Source organism: Amycolatopsis sp. NPDC088138 (genome assembly GCF_044741685.1).
GTDB lineage: Bacteria > Actinomycetota > Actinomycetes > Mycobacteriales > Pseudonocardiaceae > Amycolatopsis.
The window spans coordinates 798,447-822,652 of record NZ_JBIUTB010000002.1; the positions used below are offsets into that span (position 1 = coordinate 798,447).

Sequence of the window (24,206 nt, forward strand, 5' to 3'; positions counted from 1 at the left end):
TCGATGGCGCACCCCGCGGGCCCACGGCACGCCGACGTCTACCCCCACGCCGACTCCTCCGGGTTCCCGCCCGCGAGCGGCGACGAGCTCGACCACCTCTACCCGAAGGTCTGGCCCCGCAACACCTTCCGCGGCGCCGACGGCGTCGTGCGGATCGCCGGCGTCGACGTGCGCGAGCTGGCCGAGCAGCACGGCACGCCGCTGTTCGTGGTCGACGAGGCCGACTTCAAGTCCCGCTGCGCGGACTACGCCGAGGCGTTCGACGACCCGGCGCTCGTGCACTACGCGTCCAAGGCGTTCCTCTCCATCGAGATCGCCCGCTGGGTGGCCGAGCAGGGGCTGAGCCTGGACGTCTGCAGCGGCGGCGAGCTCGCCGTGGCGCAGCGCGCGAACTTCCCGGCCGAGCGGATCACCTTCCACGGCAACAACAAGTCGCCGGCGGAGCTCGAGGCCGCGGTCGTCGCGGGCGTCGGCACGGTCGTGCTCGACTCGTACTACGAGATCGCCCGGCTGGCCGACATCGCCGCGCGCCACGACGTCGCGCAGGCGGTGCTGATCCGGGTGACCGTCGGCGTCGAGGCGCACACCCACGAGTTCATCGCGACCGCCCACGAGGACCAGAAGTTCGGCTTCTCGCTGGCCTCGGGCGACGCCGCCGAGGCGGTGCGGCGGGTGCTCAACGCGCCGTCGCTGAAGCTGGCCGGCCTGCACAGCCACATCGGCTCGCAGATCTTCGACGCCGACGGCTTCGAGGTCGCCGCCCGCCGCGTCGTCGGGCTGCTCGCCGACCTGGCCAAGGAGCACGGCCCCGAGCTGCTCGACCAGCTGAGCCTGGTCGACCTCGGCGGCGGGTTCGGCATCGCCTACACCGACAAGGACAACCCGCCGCCGCCGGCGCAGATGATCACGCAGATCCGCGAGATCGTCCGCAAGGAGTGCGCCTACGCCGGGCTCCCGGTGCCGCGCATCGCCGGCGAGCCGGGCCGCGCGATCGCCGGTCCCGGCACGATCACGCTCTACGAGGTCGGCACCATCAAGGACGTCGCGCTCGGCGACAACGCGGTGCGCCGGTACGTGAGCGTCGACGGCGGGATGAGCGACAACATCCGGACCGCGCTCTACGACGCGGTGTACGACGTCCGGCTGGTGTCCCGCTCCGCGAGCGACAACGATCAGCCGGTGCACGCCGTGCTGTCCCGGGTCGTGGGAAAACACTGTGAGTCCGGCGACATCGTCGTACGAGACTGCTGGCTGCCCGACACGCTGGCTCCCGGCGACCTGCTGGCGGTCGCGGCGACCGGGGCCTACTGCTACTCGATGGCGAGCACGTACAACCGGCAGCCGCGCCCGGCCGTGGTCGCCGTGCGCAACGGCGGCGCCCGGCTGCTGCTGCGGCGCGAGACGACCGACGACATGCTGCGCCTGGAGGTCTGAGAAACCGTGTCTGCCCCAGAAGAACGTCCGGCGATCAGGGTCGCCCTGCTCGGCTGCGGGACCGTGGGCGGCGAGGTCGCCAGGTTGCTGACCGAGCAGGCCGGCGAGCTGGCCGCCCGGGCCGGTGTGCCGGTCGAGCTGGCCGGCATCGCGGTCCGCCGCCCGGACAAGCACCCCGAACTGCCGCCCGAGCTGCTGACCGCCGACGCCGAGAAGCTCGTGACGTCCGACGACGTCGACGTCGTGGTCGAGCTCGTCGGCGGGATCGAGCCGGTGCGCAGCTGGCTGCTCGCCGCGCTGAAGGCCGGCAAGTCGGTGGTCACCGCGAACAAGGCGCTGCTCGCCGAGCACTCCGCCGACCTGTTCGAGGCGGCCGACGCCGCCGGGGCCGACCTCTACTTCGAGGCCGCGGTCGCCGGGGCCATCCCGCTGCTGCGCCCGCTGCGCGAGTCGCTGGCCGGTGACCGGATCACCCGCGTGATGGGCATCGTCAACGGCACCACGAACTACATCCTCTCCGCGATGGACTCCACGGGCGCCGGTTACGCCGAGACGCTCGACGAGGCCAGCCGGCTCGGGTACGCCGAGGCCGACCCGACCGCCGACGTCGACGGCTACGACGCCGCGTCCAAGGCCGCGATCCTCGCGTCACTCGCCTTCCACACCCGGGTGACGGCCTCGGACGTGCACCGCGAGGGCATCGCCGACGTCACGGCCGCCGACCTCGGCGCGGCCCGCCTGCTCGGCCGCACGGTCAAGCTGCTGGCGATCTGCGAGCGGGTGACCGACGACGACGGCGTCGAGTCGGTGTCTGCCCGCGTGCACCCGGTGATGATCCCGCGCAGCCACCAGCTGGCCGGTGTCGGCGGCGCGTTCAACGCCGTCTACGTCGAGGCCGACGCCGCGGGCGAGCTGATGTTCTACGGCCAGGGCGCGGGCGGCGCGCCGACGGCCAGCGCGGTGCTCGGCGACCTGGTCGCGGTGGCCCGCAACCGGGTGGCGGGCGGGCGCGGCCCGCGCGAGTCGGCGCACGCGGCGCTGCCGGTGCGGCCGATGGGCCAGACCCCGACCCGGTACCACGTAAGCCTTTCCGTGACCGACCGCGCCGGGGTGCTCGCCCAGGTGGCGCAGGCGTTCGCCGCGCACGGCGTGAGCATCGCGGCGGTGCGCCAGCTCCACGTCGCCGACCGCGCGAGCCTGGTCGTCGTGACGCACCAGGCCCCGGACGCGGCCCTGCAGTCCACTGTGGACGAGATCGCGAAGCTCGAGGTCGTCCACGAAGTTGTCTCCGTGATGCGCGTGGAAGGCGAAGAGGCATGATCAGCCAGCCGTGGCCGGGAATCATCGAGGCCTACCGGGACCGCGTCCCGGTCCCGGACGGTGCGCGGGTGGTCACCCTGGGGGAGGGCAACACCCCGCTGCTGCCCGCCCGGTACCTGTCGGAGCTGACCGGGTGCGACGTCCACCTCAAGGTCGAGGGCGCGAACCCGACCGGCTCGTTCAAGGACCGCGGCATGACCGTGGCCATCACGCACGCGCTCGCCAGCGGCCTCAAGGCGGTGATCTGCGCGTCGACCGGCAACACCTCGGCCTCGGCCGCCGCCTACGCCGTGCGCGCCGGGCTCACCTGCGCCGTGCTGGTGCCCCAGGGCAAGATCGCCATGGGCAAGCTCGCCCAGGCGGTGCTGCACGGCGCCAGGATCCTGCAGGTCGACGGCAACTTCGACGACTGCCTCGAGCTGGCCCGCAAGACCGCCGCCGACTACCCCGTCACCCTGGTCAACTCGGTCAACCCGGTGCGCATCGCCGGCCAGAAGACCGCCGCCTTCGAGATCTGCGACGTCCTCGGCACGGCCCCGGACATCCACTGCCTGCCGGTCGGCAACGCCGGGAACATCACCGCCTACTGGGCGGGGTATTCGGAGTACGCGGCCGACGGTGTGGTGAAGAACACCCCGCGGATGTTCGGCTTCCAGGCGGCCGGCGCGGCCCCGCTCGTGCTCGGCGAGCCGGTGGCCGAGCCGGACACGATCGCGACCGCGATCCGGATCGGCAGCCCGGCGTCGTGGACCGCGGCGGTCAAGGCGAAGCAGGAGTCGGACGGCCTCTTCGAAGCCGTCACCGACGAGAAGATCCTCGAGGCCTACCGGCTGCTGGCCGGGCGGGAAGGCGTGTTCGTCGAGCCGGCGTCGGCCACCAGCGTGGCCGGCCTGCTCGCGACGGCCGCCGACGGCCGGCTGCCGAAGGGCGCCACGGTCGTCTGCACCGTCACCGGCCACGGCCTGAAGGACCCGCAGACGGCGCTGGCGGGCAACGTCGAGGTCGAACCGCTGGCGGTGGACCCCTCGGCGGTCGCGGCGGCGCTGGACCTGCGGTGACCGCGTTCAAGGTGACCGTCCCGGCGTCCACCGCGAACCTGGGCCCGGGCTTCGACGCGTTCGGCCTGGCGCTGGCGCTCTACGACGTCGTCGAGGTGCAGGTCACCGACGCCGGCCTCAAGGTCGAGGTGATCGACGCGGGCGCGGGCGGTGTCGCCGACGTGCCCACCGACGAGACCCACCTCGTGGTGCGGGCCATCCGCCGGACCTGCGCGCACCTCGGTGTCGAGCCGCCCGGCCTGCACCTGCGCTGCTTCAACGCGATCCCGCACGCACGCGGGCTGGGGTCGTCGGCGGCCGCGGTCGTGTCCGGCGTCGCCGCCGGGTACGCACTGGCCGGCCGCGAGATCGACGAGTTCGACGCGCTGCAGCTGGCGGCGGGCTTCGAGGGCCACGCCGACAACGCGGCGGCGAGCCTGTTCGGCGGGCTCGTGCTGGCCTGGTGCGCGGGCGCGGAGTTCCACGCCGAGCGGCTGGTCCCGCACGCCGCCATCCGGCCGGTCGTCGCGGTCCCGGCGGTCCGCTCGGCCACCGCGACCACCCGCGGCCTGCTGCCGGCGACCGTGCCGCACGCCGACGCCGCGCACAACGCCGGCCGCGCCGCGCTGGCCGTGCACGCGCTCACGGCCAAACCGGAGCTGCTCCTGGCGGCCACGGAAGACCGTCTGCACCAGCACTACCGCGCGCCCGCCTACCCGGCGAGCACCGGGCTGGTGGACACGCTGCGTGCACAGGGCGTGGCCGCGGCGATCTCCGGCGCGGGCCCGACGGTGCTCGCGCTGACCACGACGGGAATATTGCCGCCAGGGGCGGGTGTTGAAGGCTTCGACGTCTACGAGCTGCCCGCGGATCTCGCGGGCGTGCAGGTTGCGGCTCAGTAAAGGCTGGGTCACGTGCCTGCGGTGGGGCCCGCCACGCGGGGGGTGGTTGTTGCACCCGGCACCGCCGCGGTCTACCCTCGGGGGCGTTCGATCACCGTGCGTTTCCGCACCCGGTGCCGGTCCTGGGAGCTTTCCCGGATGGCATCCTTCGTCGATCCGCCAGATCCGCACCGCCTGGCAAGCGGGGTAACGCGGAGGGACGCAGGCGGGTTTCCGGTTTCGGCGGTGCCGAATTTCGTGTCCTCCGAATGGAGGACGCAAACCCCTGTGGTGGAGGCGCTCCAGCTGTGTTTCGCACGGCCGAAGAGCTCATCTCCCGTATCGGGGGGCAGTTACGCCGGTTCGCGATCAGAAGCGAGCGGCAGTCCGCTGATCCGCCTGGAGGCGTGGATCGGTCAGGAAGGACATGTGTGAGCAACACCGATCTTTTGAGCGACGTGGGTAACGGCGCCGCAGAGTCGAACGGCACGGCCCCCGCTCCCAAGAAGACGGTCGGCGGGTTGACCGGCAAGACTGTGGCCGAACTGCGTTCGCTGGCTGGGGAGCTCGGCGTCGGCGAGACGACGGGCATGCGCAAGGGCGACCTGATCGCCGCGATCCGTGAGCGTCAGGGCAAGTCTCGTAAGCGTGCGGCGAACGAGACCCTGCCTCTGGAAGGCGTCGGCGAACCGCCGAAGGCGGCCCCGAAGAGCGAGCCCAAGGCTTCGGCCCCGGTCGAGACGAAGCCGGAGCCGAAGAAGGCCGTGGCCGCGGAGGCTTCCGTCGAGGCGCCGGCCGCTCCGGCGGACACCCAGCCGCAGGCCGAGCGCCCGCAGCAGGACAAGCAGGACGGTCAGCAGGGCCAGGACGGCGCGCCCGAGGAGGGCGGCCGCAGCCGGCGTCGCCGCGGTTCCAACCGCGCCGCCGGTGCGCCCGAGAGCCAGAGCGGCGGTGACCGTCAGCAGGGTGACCGGCAGAACGGCAGCGACCGCCAGGGCGGCGGCGACCGGCAGCAGAGCGGCGACCGGCAGAACGGCGCGGACCGGCAGCAGGGCGACCGCCAGCAGGGCCAGGGTGGCGGCAACCGCGACCAGCAGCGTCAGGGTGGCGGCAACCGCAACGACCGCCAGGACGGCAACCGCCAGCGCAACCAGCAGGACGGCGGCAGCCGCGGCGGTCAGGACAACCGCGACAACCGCGCCCAGCAGCCGCAGGACGACGACGAGGAAGGCGGCCGTCGCGGCCGTCGCTTCCGCGACCGTCGCCGTCGTGGCAGCGGGGGCGGCCAGCGGGAAGCCGGTTCGCCGGACACCGAGATCCGCGAGGACGACGTCCTGCTGCCCGTGGCGGGCATCCTGGACGTGCTCGACAACTACGCGTTCGTCCGCACCTCGGGCTACCTCGCCGGGCCGAACGACGTGTACGTCTCGCTTTCGCTTGTCCGCAAGTACGGCCTGCGCCGCGGTGACGCCATCACCGGTGTCGTGCGCCAGCCGCGCGACGGCGAGCAGCAGCGGCAGAAGTTCAACCCGCTGGTGCGCGTCGACTCGATCAACGGCCTGGAGCCGGACGAAGCCAAGCGTCGTCCCGACTTCACCAAGCTGACCCCGCTGTACCCGAACGAGCGGCTGCGCCTCGAGACCGAGTCGCACAAGCTCACGACCCGCGTGATCGACCTGATCATGCCGGTCGGCAAGGGACAGCGTGCCCTGATCGTGTCGCCGCCGAAGGCCGGTAAGACCACGATCATGCAGGACATCGCGAACGCGATCTCCACGAACAACCCCGAGTGCCACCTGATGGTCGTCCTGGTCGACGAGCGTCCGGAAGAGGTCACGGACATGCAGCGCTCGGTCAAGGGTGAGGTCATCGCCTCCACCTTCGACCGGCCGCCGGCGGACCACACCTCGGTCGCGGAGCTGTCGATCGAGCGGGCCAAGCGCCTGGTCGAGATGGGCCACGACGTCGTCGTGCTGCTCGACTCGATCACGCGTCTCGGCCGCGCGTACAACCTGGCGGCCCCGGCGTCCGGCCGGATCCTGTCCGGTGGTGTCGACTCGACCGCGCTCTACCCGCCGAAGCGGTTCCTCGGCGCGGCGCGCAACATCGAGAACGGCGGCTCGCTGACCATCTTCGCCACGGCGATGGTGGAGACCGGGTCGACGATGGACACGGTCATCTTCGAAGAGTTCAAGGGCACCGGCAACGCGGAGCTCAAGCTCGACCGCAAGATCGCCGAGCGCCGGGTGTTCCCGGCCGTCGACGTCAACCCGTCGGGTACTCGTAAGGACGAGCTGCTGCTCAACCCGGACGAGCTGGCCGTGACCGTGAAGCTGAGCCGGGTGCTGCACGCGCTCGACTCGCAGCAGGCCATCGACCTGCTGATCTCGCGGCTGCGCAAGACGAAGACGAACACCGAGTTCCTCATGCAGGTTTCGAAGACCGCCCTCGGCGGCAACGAAGACGACTGAGACTCGTGCTGAAAGGGCCCTCCCGATGCGTCGGGAGGGCCCTTTTCATTGGTGCGGGACCGCGCCGGGTGCCCAGCTGTGGCGATCGCGCCGACGCTGGAGGTGGGGGAGCCGCCGCTGCCGTCGGCGATGCCCGAGCCGGCGCGTACGCGCTGATGTTCCAGTGCGCGAACGAGCCGGGTGCCGGTGGAGTGCTCCGGGCTCGCGTCGACCGAGGCCGGAACGCCGGTGGTGCCGTCACCGGCCCGGCGTTCGCGCGGGGGCGGTGAGCAGCGCGGCGGCGTACGAATTCGATCTTCGGACCGCTGGGAATACCAGGTCAACGGGGTCTGTTCAAGTAGTCGTCAGCCTGTCTGGCAGAATTACCCGCTGAAGTCCGGCGCCGGTTCACCCCGCTCGAAGACTGGGGACCCGGAGCCAACGAGAGAGGACACCATGAAGAGCGGTATTCACCCCGAGTACGTGGTCACGAGCGTTGACTGCGACTGCGGTAACACCTTCACGACGCGCAGCACCAAGACCAGCGGCACCATCCACGTCGAGATCTGCTCCAACTGCCACCCGTTCTACACGGGCAAGCAGAAGATCATGGACACCGGTGGCCGTGTGGCGCGCTTCGAGGCTCGCTACGGCAAGCGTCAGAAGAAGGACGCCGACGCCAAGTAGCTTTTTTCACGGCGCCCACCCGCACGCGCGGGTGGGCGCCGTTGCTTTATGTCCAGAACGAGCCGAGAGGTGGCAGAGGTGGATTCGAGCTCGCTCAAGGGGCTGCTCGCCGAACACGCCGAGCTGGAGACCCAGCTGGCGGACCCGGCGGTGCACGCCGACCAGGCGCGCGCCCGCAAGCTCGGCCGCCGCTACGCCGAGCTGACGCCCGTGGTGCGGGCCGTCCACGAGCTCGACACCACCCGTGACGACCTCGCGGCGGCGAAGGAGATGGCCTCGGAAGACGCGGAGTTCGCCGCGGAGGCCGAGCAGCTGAGCGCGCGGATCCCCGAGCTGGAGTCGAAGCTCACCGAGCTGCTGCTGCCGCGCGACCCGTACGACGGCTCCGACGTCGTGATGGAGATCAAGTCCGGTGAGGGCGGCGAGGAGTCGGCGCTGTTCGCCGGCGACCTGCTGCGGATGTACCTGCGCTACGCCGAGCGGCACGGCTGGAAAGCCGAGGTGCTCGACTCGGTCGACTCCGACCTGGGCGGCTTCAAGGACGTCACCCTCTCGATCAAGACGAAGGCGGCGGTCGTCGACGGCGTCTGGTCCCGCCTGAAGTTCGAGGGCGGCGTGCACCGCGTCCAGCGGGTGCCGGCCACCGAGTCGCAGGGCCGGATCCACACGTCGGCGTCCGGGGTGCTGATCTACCCGGAGCCCGAAGAGGTCGAGGTCGAGATCGACCCGAACGACCTGCGCATCGACGTCTTCCGCTCGTCGGGCCCGGGCGGCCAGAGCGTCAACACGACCGACTCGGCGGTGCGGATCACCCACCTGCCGACCGGCATCGTCGTCTCGTGCCAGAACGAGAAGTCGCAGATCCAGAACCGCGCCCGCGCGCTGCAGGTGCTGCAGGCCCGCCTCCAGGCGGTCGCCGAGGAGGAGGCCGCGGCCAAGGCGTCCGACGCCCGCCGCTCCCAGGTCCGCACGGTCGACCGCTCGGAGCGCATCCGCACGTACAACTTCCCCGAGAACCGCATCTCGGACCACCGGGTGAACTACAAGGCGTACAACCTGGACCAGGTCCTGGACGGCGAACTGGACGGCGTCCTGGACGCCCTGGCGACGGCGGACCGCGAAGAACGCCTGGCGCTCTCGGCCGGCTGACGCCCCGAAACGACTGAAGGCCGTGCAGCTCTGCTGCACGGCCTTCAGTGTGTCTGCGCGGAAGCTCAGCCCGCCCAGTTGCCCGAGATGAAGCGGAGGAAGATCGCGCCGCAGAGCAGCGAGTTCGCGTAGAGGACGACGTGCACCGTGCCGCGCAGCTGCGGGCGGCGTTCGCCGAACAGCACCAGCGCCACGTACATCACCAGGCACGGCAGCAGGTAGCGGTGCACCGACACGACGTTGCTGTTCATCGTCAGCATCACGATCGAAGCGAACCCGAACAGCGCCAGCGGAACGCCCTTTGAGCGCAGCGCGACCAGGACGTACACCGACGACACGAAGAGCAGCACCAGGCCGATGAGCGGCAGGACGTGGCTCAGCAGCGTCCACGAGTCCATCGGGGTGTCCCCGAGCAGCGCGTGGCCGGTGATCTTGCCTTCGGTCCAGAGCGTCTTGACGATGTTCGGGTCGAAGTGGTGGTACGACCAGGTCGCCACGCCCTTGAGCGCGTTGAAGCTCGCGAACGCGCTGCCCGTCTGGACCTTCATGTACGCCATCACGGCGCCGAGCCCGAGGAACGCGGCCGGGAACCACAGCAGGTGCCACGAGAGCAGGCCTCGCAGCTTCCAGTCCTTGGAGCGCCAGAACTCCAGGAAGCACAGGCCGACGAACACCGCCGCGGTGACGCGCGAGGCCGTCAGCGGGATCAGGGTCAGGCCCATCCACAGCCACTGGCGGCGCAGCGCGAACAGGTAGGCCCAGAAGCCCAGCGCGCAGAACACCGCCTCGCTGTAGAACGAGTGCAGGAAGAACGCGGCGGGTGCGGAGAGGAACGCCGCGACGACCAGCCACGGGGCCCGCTCGCCCGCGAAGAAGTGCCGGCCGATCTGGAGCAGCGCCACCGCGGCCAGCCAGGTGGCCACGACGTTGACCAGGAACCCGGCGGCGAGCAGGCCGAGCGTGCCGAAGCTGACCGTCTGCACCAGCCAGACCAGGATCGGGAACACCGGGTAGAACGCCCGGGTCGGCACGTAGCTGCCGGTGTAGGCGTGCGCGGCGATCTCGCCGTAGTTGCCGGCGTCCCAGCGGTAGGTGTGCGACAGCAGGCTCAGCGTCGAGCCGATGCCGGTCTTCGGAATCCCCTCGCTGGCCGGGGTGGAGGGCCCGAACAGCCACGCCACGGCGATCAGCACGACGTTCCAGGCCAGCACGATGGCCAGGACGCGGGCGTAGTCGCTGCGCAGCCAGCCCCAGCGGTTCCCGCGGACGGGTTCCGTGGTCTCCGGCTCGGCCGCTTCGGCCGCCCGGGCCGGGACGGCGGTGCTAGTCATGCGAAACCTCCGGGACCGGCGCCTCGGCCGCCGAGGGCCGCTGCCGGAAGACGACCTTGTGGTAGAGCACGTAGTTCCAGACCAGGCCGACCGCGATCCCGGCGAACTTCGGGATCAGCACGTGCACGCCGGGGAACGCCTTGGTGACGGCCAGGATGATCAGCGCCTGCACCACCCAGAGGCCGAACGCAGTGACGGCGAAGAACAGCAGCGCCTGGCGGCGGACGTCACCGTCCTTCGCGCGGAACGTGAAGCTGCGGTTCAGGCCGAAGCTGAGCAGCATGCCCGCGGTCGTCGAGATGAAGTTCGCCACGAACAGCGGGACGCCCAGCGTCACCAGCAGCGCGTAACCGAGCGCGTCGACCAGCGTGTTCGCCACTCCGACGATGGCGAAGCGCAGCTGAGTGGGGGTGATCAGCTTCACCGGGTGCCACTTCCCAGGTCGGCGCCCTCGCGGGCCTCGGCAGGCTCGGCCCGGCCCGTGCGCACCGACGCGACGCCGTACAGCGGCCGGTTCTGCACCTGGGAGTACGTGCGGCCGATGTAGCTGCCGAGCACGCCGAGCATGATGATCTGGATCCCGCCGAGGAAGAACATCGCGACGCCGAGGAACGCCCAGCCGGGCACCGCGGTCTCCGGCGCGAACAGCTTGACCCCGCCGACGTAGAGGATGCCGAGGAAGCTCAGGAACGAGATCAGGTAACCGAAGCGGGTGATCATCCGCAGCGGCGTCACGGAGAAGCCGAGGATGCCGTCGGCCGCGAAGCGCAGCATCTTGCGCAGCGGGTAGCCCGTCACGCCCGCGTGCCGCTTGTCGCGGTCGAAGAGCACGGCGGTCTGCTTGAACCCGATGTAGCTGACCAGCCCGCGCAGGAAGCGGTCGCGCTCGCGGTACTTGCGCAGCTCGTCGACGACCTTGCGGTCGACGAGCCGGAAGTCGCCGGTGTTCTTCGGGATGTCGACCGCGGCCATCTTCCGCAGGAACCAGTAGAACGCCCCGGCGGTGAACTTCTTGAACGCCGAGTCCTGGCGCGAGCGGCGCTGGGCGTAGACGACGTCGAAGCCCTCTTCCCACTTCTCGATCAGCTCGAGCGCCACCCGCGGCGGGTCCTGCATGTCGCTGTCCATGATGACGGTGGCGTCCGCGTCGACCAGGTCGAGCCCGGCCGTGACGGCCATCTGGTGCCCGAAGTTGCGGGACAGCTCGACCACCGTGACCCGGTCGTCCCTGGCGCCGAGCTCGGTGAGCTTCTCCAGCGAGCGGTCCCGGCTGCCGTCGTCGACGTAGATGAAGCTGAAGGCGTACCGGTCCGCCAGCGGCGCGGTCACCTCGTCCACCGTCCTGTGCAGCAGGTCGATGTTCTCTTCCTCGTTGAAGATCGGGAAGATGAACGCCACCCGGCGGGTGATCGGCTCAGTGGGCACTGCGGGGCTCCCCGGAGTTTCGGTGCGAAAGGTGCGGGCGGCGCCGTGGAGCAGGCGATTCCCCGACCCGGTGCCCTGCATCCTAGGAGATCGGACCGGCCGTCACGCCGGGACCCGGTCAGCCGGCCGCGGCGGCGAGTGCGCGCATCCGGCTTTCGCTGCCCTCCTCGCCGCCGAAGTGGACGGCCACGGCGTCCGCGCCGGCGTCCCGGTAGGCACGCGCGTCGCCGGCGGTCGTCGCGGCGTCGTCCCGCCACTGCATCCGCGCCGTGGCCCGGACGAGCCGGTCGCCGGCCAGCGACCGCAGGGTCGCGGCGCGCTCCCCGAAGTCGGCGGGGGACAGCCCGGCGCTCTGCCAAGCCGAGCCGATCCGGGCGGCGCGCCGCAGCGCGACCACGGAGTTGCCCCCGACGGTGATCGGCACCGGGCCCGCCGGCCGCGGCTCGAAGTACCCGCCGCCGGGGCCGCGGCCGGTGCGGAACAGCTCCCCGAGCAGGTCGAGGGTGGTGTCGGTCCGCCTGCCGCGGGCCGCGAAGTCGGCCCCGACCTCCGCGAACTCGGGCTCGTTCCAGCCGGTGCCCACACCGAGGTCGAAGCGGTGCCCGGCCAGCCGGTCGAGCGTCGCGACCTGCTTGGCCAGCGCGAACGGCTCCCGCAGCGGCACGATCAGCACCGACGTCCCGAGCCGGATCCGGCTGGTCAGCGCGGCGATGTGGGCGAGGGTCACCAGCGGCTCGTAGACGCCGCCGAAGACGTCCCCGAACGCGCCGGGCGGGATCAGGTGGTCGGGCAGCCACGCGGTGCGGTAGCCGAGGTCCTCGGCGACGCGGGCCAGCTCGGCGGGGCGGCCGGGCGGCAGGTCTGCCTGCTCGTTCGGCAGCACGACTTCGAGGTCCATCAGATCCTCCCGAGGAATTTTTCGATCGCGGCGAGCCACTCGTCGCGGGCTTCGGCACCGATGTCGTGCCCGGCTTCGATCTCGACCAGTTCGGCGCCGGGAATCCCGGCGGCCAGCTCCCGCGACAGCGCGGGCGACGCGAGCCCGTCGAGGGTGGTGGCGACGACGAGCGCAGGCACGGCGATCCCGGCCAGCTCGGCGCGGGTGTCGACCTCCGCGACCAGGCCGACGTGCTCCGGGCTGCCGTCGGGGACGAACGCGGCGAGCCGGTCGACAGCCGTTTCCAGCTGCTCGGGCGTCAGGGCTTCGAGGTGGTCGCGGCCGGTCGCGACCAGCGTGAGGAACTTCGCCAGCAGCTTCCGGTCGTCGTGCAGCAGTGCCGCCCAGACGTCGACGGCGAGCCGGATCCGGTTGTCGAGCCGGGCGAACCCGCTGGTCAGGATCAACCCGGTGACGCGGTCCGGGTGCCGGGTCGCAGCCCGGACGGCCACGGCGGTGCCCAGCGAGTAACCGAGGACCGTGAAGCGTCCGAGGCCGGCGTCGACGGCGATCGCGACCAGCTCGTCGGCGAGTTCGTCCAGGTCGAGCGGGGTCTCGCTGCGCGGCGTCGCGCCGGAGCCGGGGTAGTCGGGGCCGACGACGGTGTGCGTCCGCGCGAGATCGTCCAGGATGGCGCCGAAGTTGCCCTCGACGCTGCCGCCCCCGCCGTGGGCGAGCAGCAGGCCGGGGCCCGACCCGCGGACGACGTGGTGGAAATGTTCGGTCATGCCGGCGACGTTAGGTCTTCACATCGGTGTGAAGGTCAACCCCGGGGGTCGGATGCGGATCGGCGAGCTCGCGGAACGGACGGGTGTCAGCACGCGGCTGCTGCGCTACTACGAGGAGCAGGGCCTGCTGGTGGCCTCGCGCGACGGCAACGGCTACCGGTGCTACGACGGGGAGGCGCTCGTGCGCGTCCGGCAGATCCGCCGGCTCCTCGGCGCCGGGCTGAACACGGAGGTCATCGCGTCGGCGCTGCAGTGCGCGCGCGGCGAGGAGGCCCACCTGGACCTCTGCCCGGAGCTGGCGGAGGTGCTGCACCGCGAGCTGACGGCGATGGACGACCGGATCGGGACGCTCCAGCGCCGTCGCAGCGCCCTGGCCGGGTACCTGACCGAAGAGGGCGGATGACCGCCCGCTCGATACGCTGGACGGCGCGGGACCGGCGCGTGTCCTGACAGGGGAGTTCCGCCTGGTGTGCCAGGCTTGACGAGGTGAAGGACGACGAGTGAATCGGCAGCCGCTGCGCCTGGCCATCATCGAGGCCACCCGCATTCTCGAACGCGCGGGTGTCGCGTCGCCGCGGTTCGACGCCGAGGTGATCGCCGCGCACGTGCTCGGGGTCGAACGCGGGCGGCTGCCGATGGTGCCGCTGGTCGACCCGCCGGTCATCGAGGCCATCGGGCAGCTCGTCCAGCAGCGCGCGAAGCGCATCCCGCTGCAGTACCTCACCGGCTGGGCCGCGCTGGGTGACATCACCGTCGCGGTCGGGGCCGGGGTGTTCGTGCCGCGGCCGGAGACCGAGCTGCTGCTCGAATGGGGCGTCAAGTTCCTGCAGGGCCGGGAGTTCCCGGTCGTGGTCGACCTGTGCACCGGCTCCGGGGCGCTCGCGCTCGGCGTCGCGCACGCGCGCCCGGACGCGGTCGTCTACGCGGTGGACGTCGACCCGCAGGCGCTGGCCTGGGCGCGGCACAACGCGGACGTCCACGCCGACGCCGGGGACACCCCGATCCGGCTGTACTCCGGCGACATCGCCGACCCGACGATGTTCGCCGAGCTCGACGGCCTGGTCGACCTGGTGCTGTGCAACCCGCCGTACGTCCCGGACGGCACGCCGGTGCCGCCCGAGGTCGCCGAGCACGACCCGCCGCGCGCGGTGTTCGCCGAGGAGAGCGGCCTGGCGGTGATCCGCCACGCGATCGCGGCGGGCGCGCGGCTCCTGCGTCCGGGCGGCGGCCTGGCCATCGAGCACGACGACACCCACGGCTCGGCGGTCCCGGCCCTGGTCCGCGCCCGCCGGGTGCTCACCGGCGTCGAGGGCCACCTCGACCTGGCGGGCCGCGCCCGCTTCGTCACGGCGAAGCGGCTGGGCTGAGCAGCCCCCGTTTTCCACGCTACCGCCGGCCACCGACAGTTCCCGGTGCCCGACAGCTGCGCGGCCGGACTTGTCCACAGCGCCGGGTCGGGGCCTGACAAACCGGCCAGACTTTCGTCGTGGGGCAAGCGGGTGGACCCTCGCTTCGAGGCAGAAGCCAGACAGCGCGGCTCAATACGGTCGATCACGGGAAACCGCCACCCCCGCCGGTTCCCAGTGAAGGAGCCGCAGATGCGCGCCAGAACCCCGAAAGCGCTCGCCCTGCTCGCGGCCGTCGTCGTGCTGTCCGGTCTCGGTGCCGGGACCGCCGCCGCCGAGCCGCTCACCCGTGACTGGCCCGCCCCGATCGACGCCGCGCACTGGGAGAACCAGGACCACATGACGTGGTCCGACTACAAGAAGGTGCCCGGGACGAACTGGGCCGACCCCTCCCTCAAGCCGACGCAGCGCACCTTCAAGGGCGCTGTCGTCCTCGCCGACTACCCCGACCAGGACTTCGTCGTCACGAAGGCACCGAGCTCGACCGTGTTCGGCAACCCCGGCCCCGCCGCCGCGAACATCCCGCGCGCGAACGTCGCGCAGTACTACCAGGACTTCCTCAACAAACCCGAAGCCCTCAACAACGGGCACACCATCAACGAGTACTGGATGGAGGACTCCGGCGGCCGCTTCGGCGTGCAGCTGACGGCGTTCGGGCCGTACCGGATGCCCGGGCAGTCCTACGAGTACGGCATGGAGTTCCAGCCGGACGCGTGCCCGCCGTCCGCGAACTGCGACCGCGACATCCGCACGGACGCCGGGAACGCCTGGCGCGCCGACGTCGGTGACGCGGCGAACCAGTTCGACTTCGTCTTCTATCTCTCCGCCGGCCAGGACGAAAGCTCGACCTGGCAGGAGTTCGGCGAGATGAAGTTCGGCACCAAGGAGAACGTCCCGGACGCGTTCGGCCCGCCGAACCACGACCTGCCGAACTACGCCGCCACCCGGTACGTCCCGTGGACGTCGTGGGCGTCGGCCGCCAGCATCTGGCCCAACGCCGGGAACGGCAGCTCGGTGCAGGCCGAAAGCTCCGGGCAGTCGACCTACGCCCACGAGTTCAGCCACATCCTCGGCATCGGCGACAACTACAACAACCCGTTCGGGATCCCACCGTGGCGGGACTACTCCGGCGCCTGGGAAATGCTGTCTCGCGGCACGTTCAACGGTCCCGGCGGCCCGCACACCCGCTGGCAGATCCCGGCGACGCAGGGCAGCTCGATGGGTGCCCAGCACATGCTGCGCAACAAGATGAAGCTCGGCATCGTCGACCCGGCCGACGTCCTGCAGCTCGACCGCAACCAGCTGGCGGCTTCCGGGCCGGTGTCGGCGCGCATCACCGCCCGCGAGGCCGACCCGCAGCCCGGCGCGTTCACCGGGCTGAACATCAAGCTCACCGGCGGCGACAAGAGCCCGAAGTGCGACAAGGCGACCGACCCGTTCTGCGACGGCGGCGGGTACGACAACTACACCCTCGAGGTCGTCGACCGGATGGGCGCGGACTCCTTCTCGCCCGACTCCGGCGTGCTGCTCGCCAAGACGAAGGACAAGGACAACGCGCCCTTCGAGTGGGTGATCGACGCCAACCCGGCCGACATCGGCATCACCGACTACACCAAGCCGGACGGCACCCCGGTGAAGATCACCATCGGTGACTACCGCCAGCTCAACGACGCCCTGTTCAAGGCCGGCACCGAGGCGGCGAGCCCGTACGAGTACACCGACCAGGCCAACCGGCTGAAGTTCCTGGTCACCGACCTCGCCCGGGACCGCAAGGGTGTGCTCTCGTACACCGTCACGGTCGCTTCGCTCGACGGCGCGGGCAGCCAGGCGCGCGGCGCGGCGGTGACCCCGGCGCTGCCGGCGTTCGCCCGCGGCGGGCTCGCGACCTGCGACTTCGGCCTGTTCAACACGGGTTCGGCGAAGGGCGCGAAGGCGCCGTACGACACCGACACCTACCGGCTGAGCGTGGCGACCGACGCCAAGGGCTGGCAGGTCCGGCTCCCGAACGAGCTGGCCACGGCGAAGTTCGGCCAGCACGTGACGGTGCCGGCCTACGCCAAGCGCGGCCCGGGCGGCGACCTCGCGGCCCGCGTCAAGCTGACCGCGACGTCGGTGAGCGACCCGTCGAAGACGGCCACCGCGACCTGCGCGGCGTTCGGCTTCTGATCCCCGCCCTCGTGGGTGGTGAGGAGGGTTCCGACCCTCCTTACCACTCACGAGGCTAGGCTTGCCGCCATGAGCGTGGTCTACGACTGCAGCAAGCGCGACTCCCGGGCCGACGGACTCTCCGCGGCGGCCGGCGCGGTCCGGTCGAGCAGGCTGGTCGTGCTGCCGACCGACACGGTCTACGGCATCGGCGCCGACGCGTTCGACGCGGGCGCCGTCCAGGCGCTGCTGCGCGCCAAGAACCGCGGCCCGGACATGCCGGTGGGCGTGCTCGTCGGCTCCTGGTCCACTGTGGACGGTCTGGTGCTCGGCGTGCCGCCGCAGGCGCGTGCGCTCATCGAAGCGTTCTGGCCCGGCGATCTGTCCATTGTGCTCCCGCACGCGCCGAGTCTGCAGTGGAACCTCGGCGACGCGCGCGGCACCGTGATGCTCCGGATGCCGCTGCACCCGGTGGCACTGGAACTCCTGCGCGACGTCGGCCCGATGGCCGTCTCGAGCGCGAACGTCTCCGGCCGCCCGCCGGCGAGCACCGCGCAGGACGCGCAGGAACAGCTCGGCGACTCGGTCGCGGTGTACCTCGACGGCGGCTCCAGCGGCGAGGCCGTCGCGTCGAGCATCGTGGACCTCACCGGCACCGAACCGGTGGTGCTGCGCGAAGGCGCCGTGAGCAAGGACGCCATCGCGGAGGTGCTCGGTGTCCCCGCGGAATCGTTGGCGTGAAGCCGGATCAAGGCGCCCGGCGCGGCACGATAGCGTGTCGCGGGTGACCCCGACCCCGCGAGCGTGACGCACCCGTGCCGCCCACATCCGGTCTTCTCCCGATCCGGGAATACATCCTCGTCGCGCTGACCGCGACGGCCGTGACCTACCTGCTCACCGGCGTCGTGCGCCGGATCGCGATCCGCGTCGGCGCGATCGCGAACCCCCGCGCGCGCGACGTGCACGTCGCGCCCATCCCGCGGATGGGCGGGATCGGCATCCTCCTCGGCGTCGCCGGCGCGATGGGCCTGGCCCACCAGCTGCCCGCGCTGTCACACGGTTTCGACGCCTCGTTCGACTCGGTCGGCGTGCTGCTCGCCGCCGCCGTCATCTCGCTGATCGGCGCGCTGGACGACCGGTTCGAGCTGGACGCCTGGACGAAGCTGGCCGGCCAGGTCATGTGCGCCGGGATCCTGGTCATCTTCGGCGTGCAGTGGGTGTCGTTCTGGGTGCCGTGGGGCGGCACCGGCGGCTCGTTCGGCTCGGTGCTGGTGCTCGACAAGAACCAGGGCGCGCTGCTGACCGTCGTGATGGTCGTGGTGATGGTCAACGCGATGAACTTCGTCGACGGCCTCGACGGCCTGGCCGGCGGCCTCGGCTTCATCGCGGCGGCGGCCACGTGCGCGTTCTCGCTGGGCCTGCTCGACAGCTCCGGCGGCGACGTCGGCACGTACCCGCCCGCGCTGATCGCGGCCACCCTCGCCGGCGCCTGTCTGGGGTTCCTCCCGTACAACTTCCAGCCCGCCAAGATATTCATGGGCGACTCCGGGTCGATGATGATCGGCCTGATGCTCGCGGGCGCGACGACGTCGGCGTCCGGGCGCGTGCCCTACCCGCAGTTCAGCGGCAAGGACGCGATCGCGCTGCTCTCGCCGCTGGTGGTCGTGGCGGCGGTGCTGTTCGTGCCGATGCTGGACCTGATCATGGCGGTCGTGCGCCGCACCCGCCGCGGGGAGAGCCCGTTCGCGGCCGACAAGATGCACCTGCACCACCGGCTGCTGGAGATCGGGCACTCCCAGCGCCGCGCGGTGCTGCTGATCTACTTGTGGGCCGGGATCCTGGCGTTCGGCGCGGTCTCGGTGACCCTGTTCGACGACGCCGCGGCGCTCTGGATCATCGGGGTCGGCCTGGTGTTCGCGGTGGGGGTCTCGATCATCCCGCGGCTGCGTTCGCGCAACCGCCTCGGCTGAACCCGGCCCGCGGCCGTGGCCGGACGTCCGGGCGGGTGGCCGGGACCCCGTGCCACCAGGGTCTCTACACTCGGGGACGAACCGAGCAGGGAGCCGACCGTGAGCGAGACCGAAACCTCGACCGAAGCGCAGGAGAACCCGCACGCCAAGGTGGTGCTGCAGGCGGCCCGCGCCATGACGAAGGCTTCGCTGCTGGTGACCCCGCCGGCGGTGCTGGTCTGCATCGTGCTGTTCAGCATCCTCAACGGCATGCCGGGCTTCTGGGGCTCGCTCGTCGGCGGGGCGCTGGCGATGCTGGCCTCGCTTTCGACCCTGGGCATGATGCGCTTCAGCGCCGGCCAGGACCCGATGTTCGTCATGGTGATCGCGCTCGGCGGCTACGTCGTGAAGGTCGTCCTGCTGTTCGGCGCGCTGACGCTGCTGAAGGGCGTCACGGCGCTGCACCCGATGTCGCTCGGCATCACCATGATCGTGGCCATCCTGCTGGCCGCCGCGGCCGAGTTCGCCGCCTTCCGCAAGACCAAGATCCCGACGATCATCCCGTCCTGACGGCTGTCCGGTTTGCCGGGCAGGTCCGTTACTCAGGGTGAGTCCGCGTGCGGCCGCCCGGGTGTGACCGGGACCACAGTCGTGCGCTTGCGCGCGGCCTCCGGAAAGGTCCCGGAGGGCTCGCCTGCGGCGTTCCGGACGCGGTCCCGGCCGGCGCCGGACCTGGGTCCCGGGTCGACCCGGGACCTAAGTCCTGGGCTGATCGGTTGGTATGGAGTACGCCTGTACGGCACTGATTGACCTGCTGGTATGGTCCGCGTCAAGGGTGGCGGCCTCGGCCGCACGCTCCCTAAGACGAACCGCGATCAGCAGTGTGGCGACCGTGTAGTTCCGCCTCTTCCGCCGCTGGTCCGAAGTAGACCGTGGGCAGTGTTCACGCGAGACAACCCCGTGTGCAGAACGTGAAGCCGTGTTCATCGCACAGTGGGGCAGCCGCCTCCGACGTCCCGATGCGTATCGGGTACGTTAAGTCCAGATCGTGACGATTCCCCCGGCGGAGTGAACGCCGGCCGGGAGAACCGGAAGGAGCCCAGTGGGCGCGCTGGTATTGGCCGAGGGTGCTGTGTTCGCACCGCCCGGCGCCGAAAGCTTCGAGTTGCCGCCGTTGTTCGGCGATGTCACCAAGCCGATGCTGCTCGTCGTGCTTTCGGTGGTCATCATCGCGACGTACTTCCTGCTGGCGACCCGCAAGCTGCAGGTCGTGCCCGGCAAGGGGCAGTTCGTCGCCGAGTCGATCTACGACTTCAGCCGCAACAACATCGCGCGCGAACAGATCGGCTCGAAGGACTTCAAGCGGTATGTGCCGCTCGTTTTCTCGTTGTTCACTTTCGTACTGGTGAACAACCTCTACGGGATCATCCCGTTGCTCCAGTTCCCGACCATGGCGCGATTCGGTTTCCCGGTCGCCCTGGCGGTCCTCGTCGTCTACCCGGTGTACCACTACGCGGGCTTCAAGAAGCACGGCTTCGCCGGCTACTTCAAGAAGGAACTCGCGCCCCCGGGTGTGCCGAAGGCGGTCCTGCCGCTCTTCTCGCTGATCGAGTTCGCGGAGAAGTTCTTCCTCAACCCGCTCACGCTCGCCATCCGTGTTTTCGCCGCCATGTTCGCCGGTCACCTGATCCTGGCGGTGTTCACCCTCGGCGGCACCTTCCTGCTGACCGAGACGTCGAGCTGGGCGCTGAAGCCGGTTTCGATCGTGGCCTGGATCTTCGCCATCGGGATGACCTTCCTCGAGGCCTTCATCCAGGTGCTGCAGGCCTACATCTTCGCCCTGCTTTCGGCGGGGTACATCGGCGCCGCGCTGGCGTCGGAGCACTGAGAACACAAGCCCCCGATCCACGCGAGCGCGTGGACCGAAGTGAAGGGAAACGCACGTGAGCAACATCGTTCTGGCCCAGGCCGCCGCCGAGCAGGCCGCCAACATCAACCCCGGCCTCGCCGCCATCGGTTACGGCCTCGGCGCGATCGGCCCGGGCATCGGTGTGGGTCTGATCTTCGCCGCCGTCATCAACGGCACCGCGCGTCAGCCGGAGGCCCAGGGCAAGCTGCAGGGCATCGGCTTCTCGACCTTCGTGCTGACCGAGGTTCTGGCCCTGATCGGCATCGTCATCTACTTCATCGCCTCCGCCGCCTGAGTCAGCAGCTCATCGCTTAAGGAGACGCCGTGCTGAAGAGTGCAATGCTCCTCGCCGCAGAAGGCGAGACGCACAACCCGATCATCCCCGACATCTCGGAGCTGATCCTCGGCATCGTCGCCTTCCTGATCCTGCTGTTCATCCTCAAGAAGTACGTCGTCCCTCGCTTCGAGGCCGCGTACGAAGAGCGTGCGCAGAAGATCGAGGGTGGCATCGAGAAGGCCGAGAAGGCCCAGGCGGAAGCCGAAGCCGCGCTGGCGCAGTACAAGGCGCAGCTGGCCGAAGCCCGGTCCGAGGCCGCGAAGATCCGCGACGACGCCCGGCTCGAAGCCGAGCAGATCAAGGCGGAGCTGCGGGCCGACGCCGAGGCCGAGTCCCAGCGGATCGTCGCCCAGGGGCAGGCCCAGCTGCAGGCCCAGAAGGCGCAGATCATCGCCGAGCTGCGGGCCGACATGGGCCGCAACGCCGTGGAGCTGGCCAGCCGCATCGTCGGTGAGTCGCTCGAAGACGAGGCGCGCCGTCGTGGCACCGTCGACCGGTTCCTCGCGGAACTGGACACCGCCGGTGCCGCTGGTGGAGCGGGGAAGTAGACCCGAATGACGCTGCATGCTGCGAGCCGTGAAGCGCTCGGCCTCGCCGAGGAACGCCTCGGCGAGGTTCTGGCCGACGCGGGAGCCGACGCGGCCACGGTCGGCGACGAGCTGCTCTCGGTCGTCGACCTGCTGGACCGGGAGATCGGTCTGCGCCGGGCGGTGAGTGACGCCTCGGCGACGCCGGAGTCGCGCACCACGCTGGTGCGCCGGCTGTTCGACGGCAAGCTGTCCGAACCGGCACTGAAGGTGCTCGACGCCGTGGCGGGCAGCCGCTGGTCCAGCCCTCGTCAGCTGGTCGACGGGCTCGAGTCGCTCGGTCACTCCGCGCTGCTCACCGCCGCCGAGAAGACCGGCAACATCGACGCCGTCGAGACCCAGCTGTTCCAGGTCTCGCGCGTCGTGGCCAACCACCCGGAGCTCGAGACCGCGCTGTCGGACCTCGCCGGTCCCGCCGACGCGAAGCGTTCGCTGGTGCGCGGGCTGTTCGCCGACAAGGTGGACGTGGTCACCGAGACCCTCGTCGAGCAGGTCGTCCGCCGGGCCAAGGGCCGCGGTGTCGGCGCCGGGCTCGACGCGCTGGTCAAGCTGGCCGCGGAACGCCGTCAGCGCTCGGTCGCCTACGTGACCAGCGCGAGCCCCCTGACCGACGAGCAGACCGCCCAGCTGGGCGCGAAGCTCGACACCATCTACGGGCGGTCGATCGCGCTGCACGTCGAGGTCGATCCCGGTCTCGGCGGCGGGCTCGTCGTCCGCGTCGGCGACGAGATCATCGACGGGAGCGCGGCGGGTCAGCTCGCTGCCCTGCGCAGGCGGCTGGCCCGGGCCTAGTCCCCGGCCACACAAGACTTTGCATACTGGCAAGAACGAAGCGAGAGCGGGAAGAACATGGCCGAGCTGACGATCTCCTCGGATGAGATCCGTAGCGCGATCGAGAACTACGTCTCGAGTTACGCCCCGGACGTGAGCCGGGAAGAAGTTGGCGTCGTGATCGACGCGGGTGACGGTATCGCCCACGTCGAGGGCCTCCCCTCGGCCATGGCCAACGAGCTGCTCGAGTTCCCCGGCGGCGTCCTGGGCGTCGCACTGAACCTGGACGCGCGCTCCATCGGTGCCGCGATCCTCGGCGACTTCGAAAGCATCGAAGAGGGCCAGCAGGTCAAGCGCACCGGCCAGGTCCTGTCCGTGCCGGTCGGCGACGGCTACCTCGGCCGCGTCGTCAACCCGCTGGGTGCCCCGATCGACGGTCTCGGCGACATCGAGACCGTCGACCGCCGCCCGCTGGAGGTCAAGGCCGCTTCGGTGGTCGAGCGCCAGCCGGTGTCGGAGCCGCTGCAGACCGGCATCACCGCCATCGACGCGATGACCCCGATCGGGCGCGGCCAGCGCCAGCTGATCATCGGTGACCGCAAGACGGGCAAGACCGCCGTCGCCGTGGACACGATCATCAACCAGAAGTCCAACTGGGACACCGGCGACGAGAAGAAGCAGGTCCGCTGCATCTACGTCGCGATCGGCCAGAAGGGCTCCACGATCGCCGCGGTCAAGAAGTCCCTCGAGGACGCGGGCGCGATGGAGTACACCACCATCGTCGCCGCCCCGGCTTCGGACTCGGCCGGCTTCAAGTGGATCGCGCCGTACACCGGCTCGGCCATCGGCCAGCACTGGATGTTCGAGGGCAAGCACGTCCTCATCGTGTTCGACGACCTGACCAAGCAGGCCGACGCGTACCGCGCGATCTCGCTGCTGCTGCGCCGCCCGCCGGGCCGCGAGGCCTTCCCCGGCGACGTCTTCTACTTGCACTCCCGTCTCCTCGAGCGGTGCGCGAAGCTCTCGGACGAGCTGGGCGCCGGCTCGCTGACCGGGCTGCCGATCATCGAGACGAAGGCCAACGACGTGTCGGCCTACATCCCGACGAACGTCATCTCGATCACCGACGGCCAGTGCTTCTTCCAGTCGGACCTGTTCAACGCCGGTCAGCGCCCGGCCATCGACGTGGGTATCTCGGTTTCCCGCGTGGGTGGTGCCGCGCAGGTCAAGGCGATGAAGTCGGTCTCCGGCTCGCTGCGCATCGACCTGTCCCAGTACCGCGAGCTGGAGGCGTTCGCCGCCTTCGCCTCGGACCTCGACGACGCCTCCAAGGCGCAGCTCGAGCGCGGTGCCCGGCTGTACGAGGTGCTCAAGCAGCCGCAGTACTCGCCGATCCCGGTCGAGGAGCAGGTCTGCACGGTGTGGCTGGGCACGAACGGCCACTACGACTCGGTCCCGACCGAGGACGTGCGCCGCTTCAACCACGAGTTCCTCGACTCGGCCCGCCGCAAGCACGACGACGTCCTGGGCGCGATCCGCGACTCGGGCAAGTTCGAGGACGCGACCGCCGACAAGCTGGTCGCCGCGGTGAACGAGTTCAAGAAGGAGTTCACCACCTCCGAGGGCAAGTCCCTGGTCGAGTCGGACGCCGACGCGATGGACTCCGACAAGGTCGGGCAGGAGACCGTCAAGGTCAACAAGCCCGCCCCGAAGAAGTGAGCTG

Annotated in this window: 23 protein-coding genes; 18 read left to right on the plus strand and 5 right to left on the minus strand. The window is 70.7% G+C overall.

Annotated features, from left to right (window positions below):
• The first annotated feature begins 3 nt into the window (after positions 1-3).
• From lysA to prfA, 7 genes are all read left to right on the plus strand, one after another.
• Complete coding sequence (gene lysA / locus ACIOD2_RS11260; RefSeq protein WP_400536656.1) at positions 4-1,434, plus strand: diaminopimelate decarboxylase; 1,431 nt, start codon at positions 4-6, stop codon at positions 1,432-1,434.
• A gap of 6 nt (positions 1,435-1,440) precedes the next feature.
• On the plus strand, positions 1,441-2,754 hold the full coding sequence (locus ACIOD2_RS11265; protein ID WP_400536657.1) for a homoserine dehydrogenase: 1,314 nt from the start codon (positions 1,441-1,443) through the stop codon (positions 2,752-2,754).
• On the plus strand, positions 2,751-3,812 hold the full coding sequence (gene thrC / locus ACIOD2_RS11270) for a threonine synthase (protein WP_400536658.1): 1,062 nt from the start codon (positions 2,751-2,753) through the stop codon (positions 3,810-3,812). Before ACIOD2_RS11265 ends, thrC begins: the two co-directional genes overlap by 4 nt.
• Positions 3,809-4,693 (plus strand): homoserine kinase, encoded by an 885-nt coding sequence (gene thrB, locus ACIOD2_RS11275; protein ID WP_400536659.1) that lies wholly within the window; start codon positions 3,809-3,811, stop codon positions 4,691-4,693. The genes thrC and thrB overlap by 4 nt, the downstream gene beginning before the upstream one ends.
• Positions 4,694-5,103: 410 nt before the next feature.
• A complete protein-coding gene (rho, locus tag ACIOD2_RS11280) occupies positions 5,104-7,143 on the plus strand; it encodes a transcription termination factor Rho (RefSeq protein WP_400536660.1) in 2,040 nt (679 codons plus the stop codon).
• A 435-nt stretch (positions 7,144-7,578) separates the two neighbouring features.
• Positions 7,579-7,809, plus strand: a complete 231-nt coding sequence (gene rpmE, locus ACIOD2_RS11285) for a 50S ribosomal protein L31 (protein ID WP_400536661.1) — start codon at positions 7,579-7,581, stop codon at positions 7,807-7,809.
• Between the two features lie 78 nt (positions 7,810-7,887).
• A complete protein-coding gene (gene prfA / locus ACIOD2_RS11290) occupies positions 7,888-8,958 on the plus strand; it encodes a peptide chain release factor 1 (protein WP_400536662.1) in 1,071 nt (356 codons plus the stop codon).
• Between the two features lie 65 nt (positions 8,959-9,023).
• Here the strand turns inward: prfA and ACIOD2_RS11295 are convergent, their stop codons facing one another.
• From ACIOD2_RS11295 to ACIOD2_RS11315, 5 genes are all read right to left on the minus strand, one after another.
• The gene (locus ACIOD2_RS11295; RefSeq protein WP_400536663.1) at positions 9,024-10,289 is read right to left on the minus strand and encodes a mannosyltransferase family protein; all 1,266 of its coding nucleotides are present in this window, start codon (positions 10,287-10,289) and stop codon (positions 9,024-9,026) included.
• Positions 10,282-10,713, minus strand: coding sequence for a GtrA family protein (locus ACIOD2_RS11300; protein WP_400536664.1), 432 nt, complete (start codon positions 10,711-10,713; stop codon positions 10,282-10,284). The genes ACIOD2_RS11295 and ACIOD2_RS11300 overlap by 8 nt, the downstream gene beginning before the upstream one ends.
• On the minus strand, positions 10,710-11,714 hold the full coding sequence (locus ACIOD2_RS11305; protein ID WP_400536665.1) for a glycosyltransferase family 2 protein: 1,005 nt from the start codon (positions 11,712-11,714) through the stop codon (positions 10,710-10,712). The genes ACIOD2_RS11300 and ACIOD2_RS11305 overlap by 4 nt, the downstream gene beginning before the upstream one ends.
• A 118-nt stretch (positions 11,715-11,832) precedes the next feature.
• Positions 11,833-12,612 carry a TIGR03619 family F420-dependent LLM class oxidoreductase gene (locus ACIOD2_RS11310; protein WP_400536666.1) on the minus strand — a complete coding sequence of 260 codons (780 nt, stop codon included), beginning with the start codon at positions 12,610-12,612 and terminating at the stop codon, positions 11,833-11,835.
• Positions 12,612-13,379, minus strand: a complete 768-nt coding sequence (locus ACIOD2_RS11315) for an alpha/beta fold hydrolase (protein WP_400536667.1) — start codon at positions 13,377-13,379, stop codon at positions 12,612-12,614. The genes ACIOD2_RS11310 and ACIOD2_RS11315 overlap by 1 nt, the downstream gene beginning before the upstream one ends.
• A 52-nt stretch (positions 13,380-13,431) precedes the next feature.
• Between ACIOD2_RS11315 and ACIOD2_RS11320 the strand changes: the two genes are divergently transcribed.
• The 11 genes from ACIOD2_RS11320 (at position 13,432) to atpA (ending at position 24,202) form a co-directional block, all read left to right on the plus strand.
• On the plus strand, positions 13,432-13,782 hold the full coding sequence (locus tag ACIOD2_RS11320; RefSeq protein ID WP_400536668.1) for a MerR family transcriptional regulator: 351 nt from the start codon (positions 13,432-13,434) through the stop codon (positions 13,780-13,782).
• 97 nt (positions 13,783-13,879) lie between these two features.
• Entirely contained in the window at positions 13,880-14,746 is an 867-nt protein-coding gene (prmC, locus tag ACIOD2_RS11325) for a peptide chain release factor N(5)-glutamine methyltransferase (RefSeq protein ID WP_400536669.1), read from the plus strand.
• A gap of 231 nt (positions 14,747-14,977) precedes the next feature.
• Complete coding sequence (locus tag ACIOD2_RS11330) at positions 14,978-16,951, plus strand: M6 family metalloprotease domain-containing protein (protein WP_400536670.1); 1,974 nt, start codon at positions 14,978-14,980, stop codon at positions 16,949-16,951.
• A 69-nt stretch (positions 16,952-17,020) separates the two neighbouring features.
• A complete protein-coding gene (locus ACIOD2_RS11335; RefSeq protein ID WP_400536671.1) occupies positions 17,021-17,671 on the plus strand; it encodes an L-threonylcarbamoyladenylate synthase in 651 nt (216 codons plus the stop codon).
• A gap of 74 nt (positions 17,672-17,745) precedes the next feature.
• Positions 17,746-18,900: a glycosyltransferase family 4 protein gene (locus ACIOD2_RS11340; RefSeq protein ID WP_400536672.1), complete on the plus strand. Its 1,155-nt coding sequence runs from the start codon at positions 17,746-17,748 to the stop codon at positions 18,898-18,900.
• Positions 18,901-18,999: 99 nt separating this feature from the next.
• Positions 19,000-19,449, plus strand: coding sequence for a hypothetical protein (locus ACIOD2_RS11345; RefSeq protein WP_328449525.1), 450 nt, complete (start codon positions 19,000-19,002; stop codon positions 19,447-19,449).
• 532 nt (positions 19,450-19,981) lie between these two features.
• Positions 19,982-20,767, plus strand: coding sequence for a F0F1 ATP synthase subunit A (atpB, locus tag ACIOD2_RS11350; protein WP_400536673.1), 786 nt, complete (start codon positions 19,982-19,984; stop codon positions 20,765-20,767).
• 55 nt (positions 20,768-20,822) lie between these two features.
• The gene (locus tag ACIOD2_RS11355) at positions 20,823-21,083 is read left to right on the plus strand and encodes an ATP F0F1 synthase subunit C (RefSeq protein WP_155541270.1); all 261 of its coding nucleotides are present in this window, start codon (positions 20,823-20,825) and stop codon (positions 21,081-21,083) included.
• Between the two features lie 44 nt (positions 21,084-21,127).
• Positions 21,128-21,673, plus strand: a complete 546-nt coding sequence (locus ACIOD2_RS11360; protein WP_400537996.1) for a F0F1 ATP synthase subunit B — start codon at positions 21,128-21,130, stop codon at positions 21,671-21,673.
• Positions 21,674-21,679: 6 nt separating this feature from the next.
• Positions 21,680-22,504 carry a F0F1 ATP synthase subunit delta gene (locus tag ACIOD2_RS11365; protein ID WP_400536674.1) on the plus strand — a complete coding sequence of 275 codons (825 nt, stop codon included), beginning with the start codon at positions 21,680-21,682 and terminating at the stop codon, positions 22,502-22,504.
• A 57-nt stretch (positions 22,505-22,561) separates the two neighbouring features.
• Complete coding sequence (gene atpA, locus ACIOD2_RS11370; RefSeq protein WP_400536675.1) at positions 22,562-24,202, plus strand: F0F1 ATP synthase subunit alpha; 1,641 nt, start codon at positions 22,562-22,564, stop codon at positions 24,200-24,202.
• The last annotated feature ends 4 nt before the right edge of the window (positions 24,203-24,206 follow it).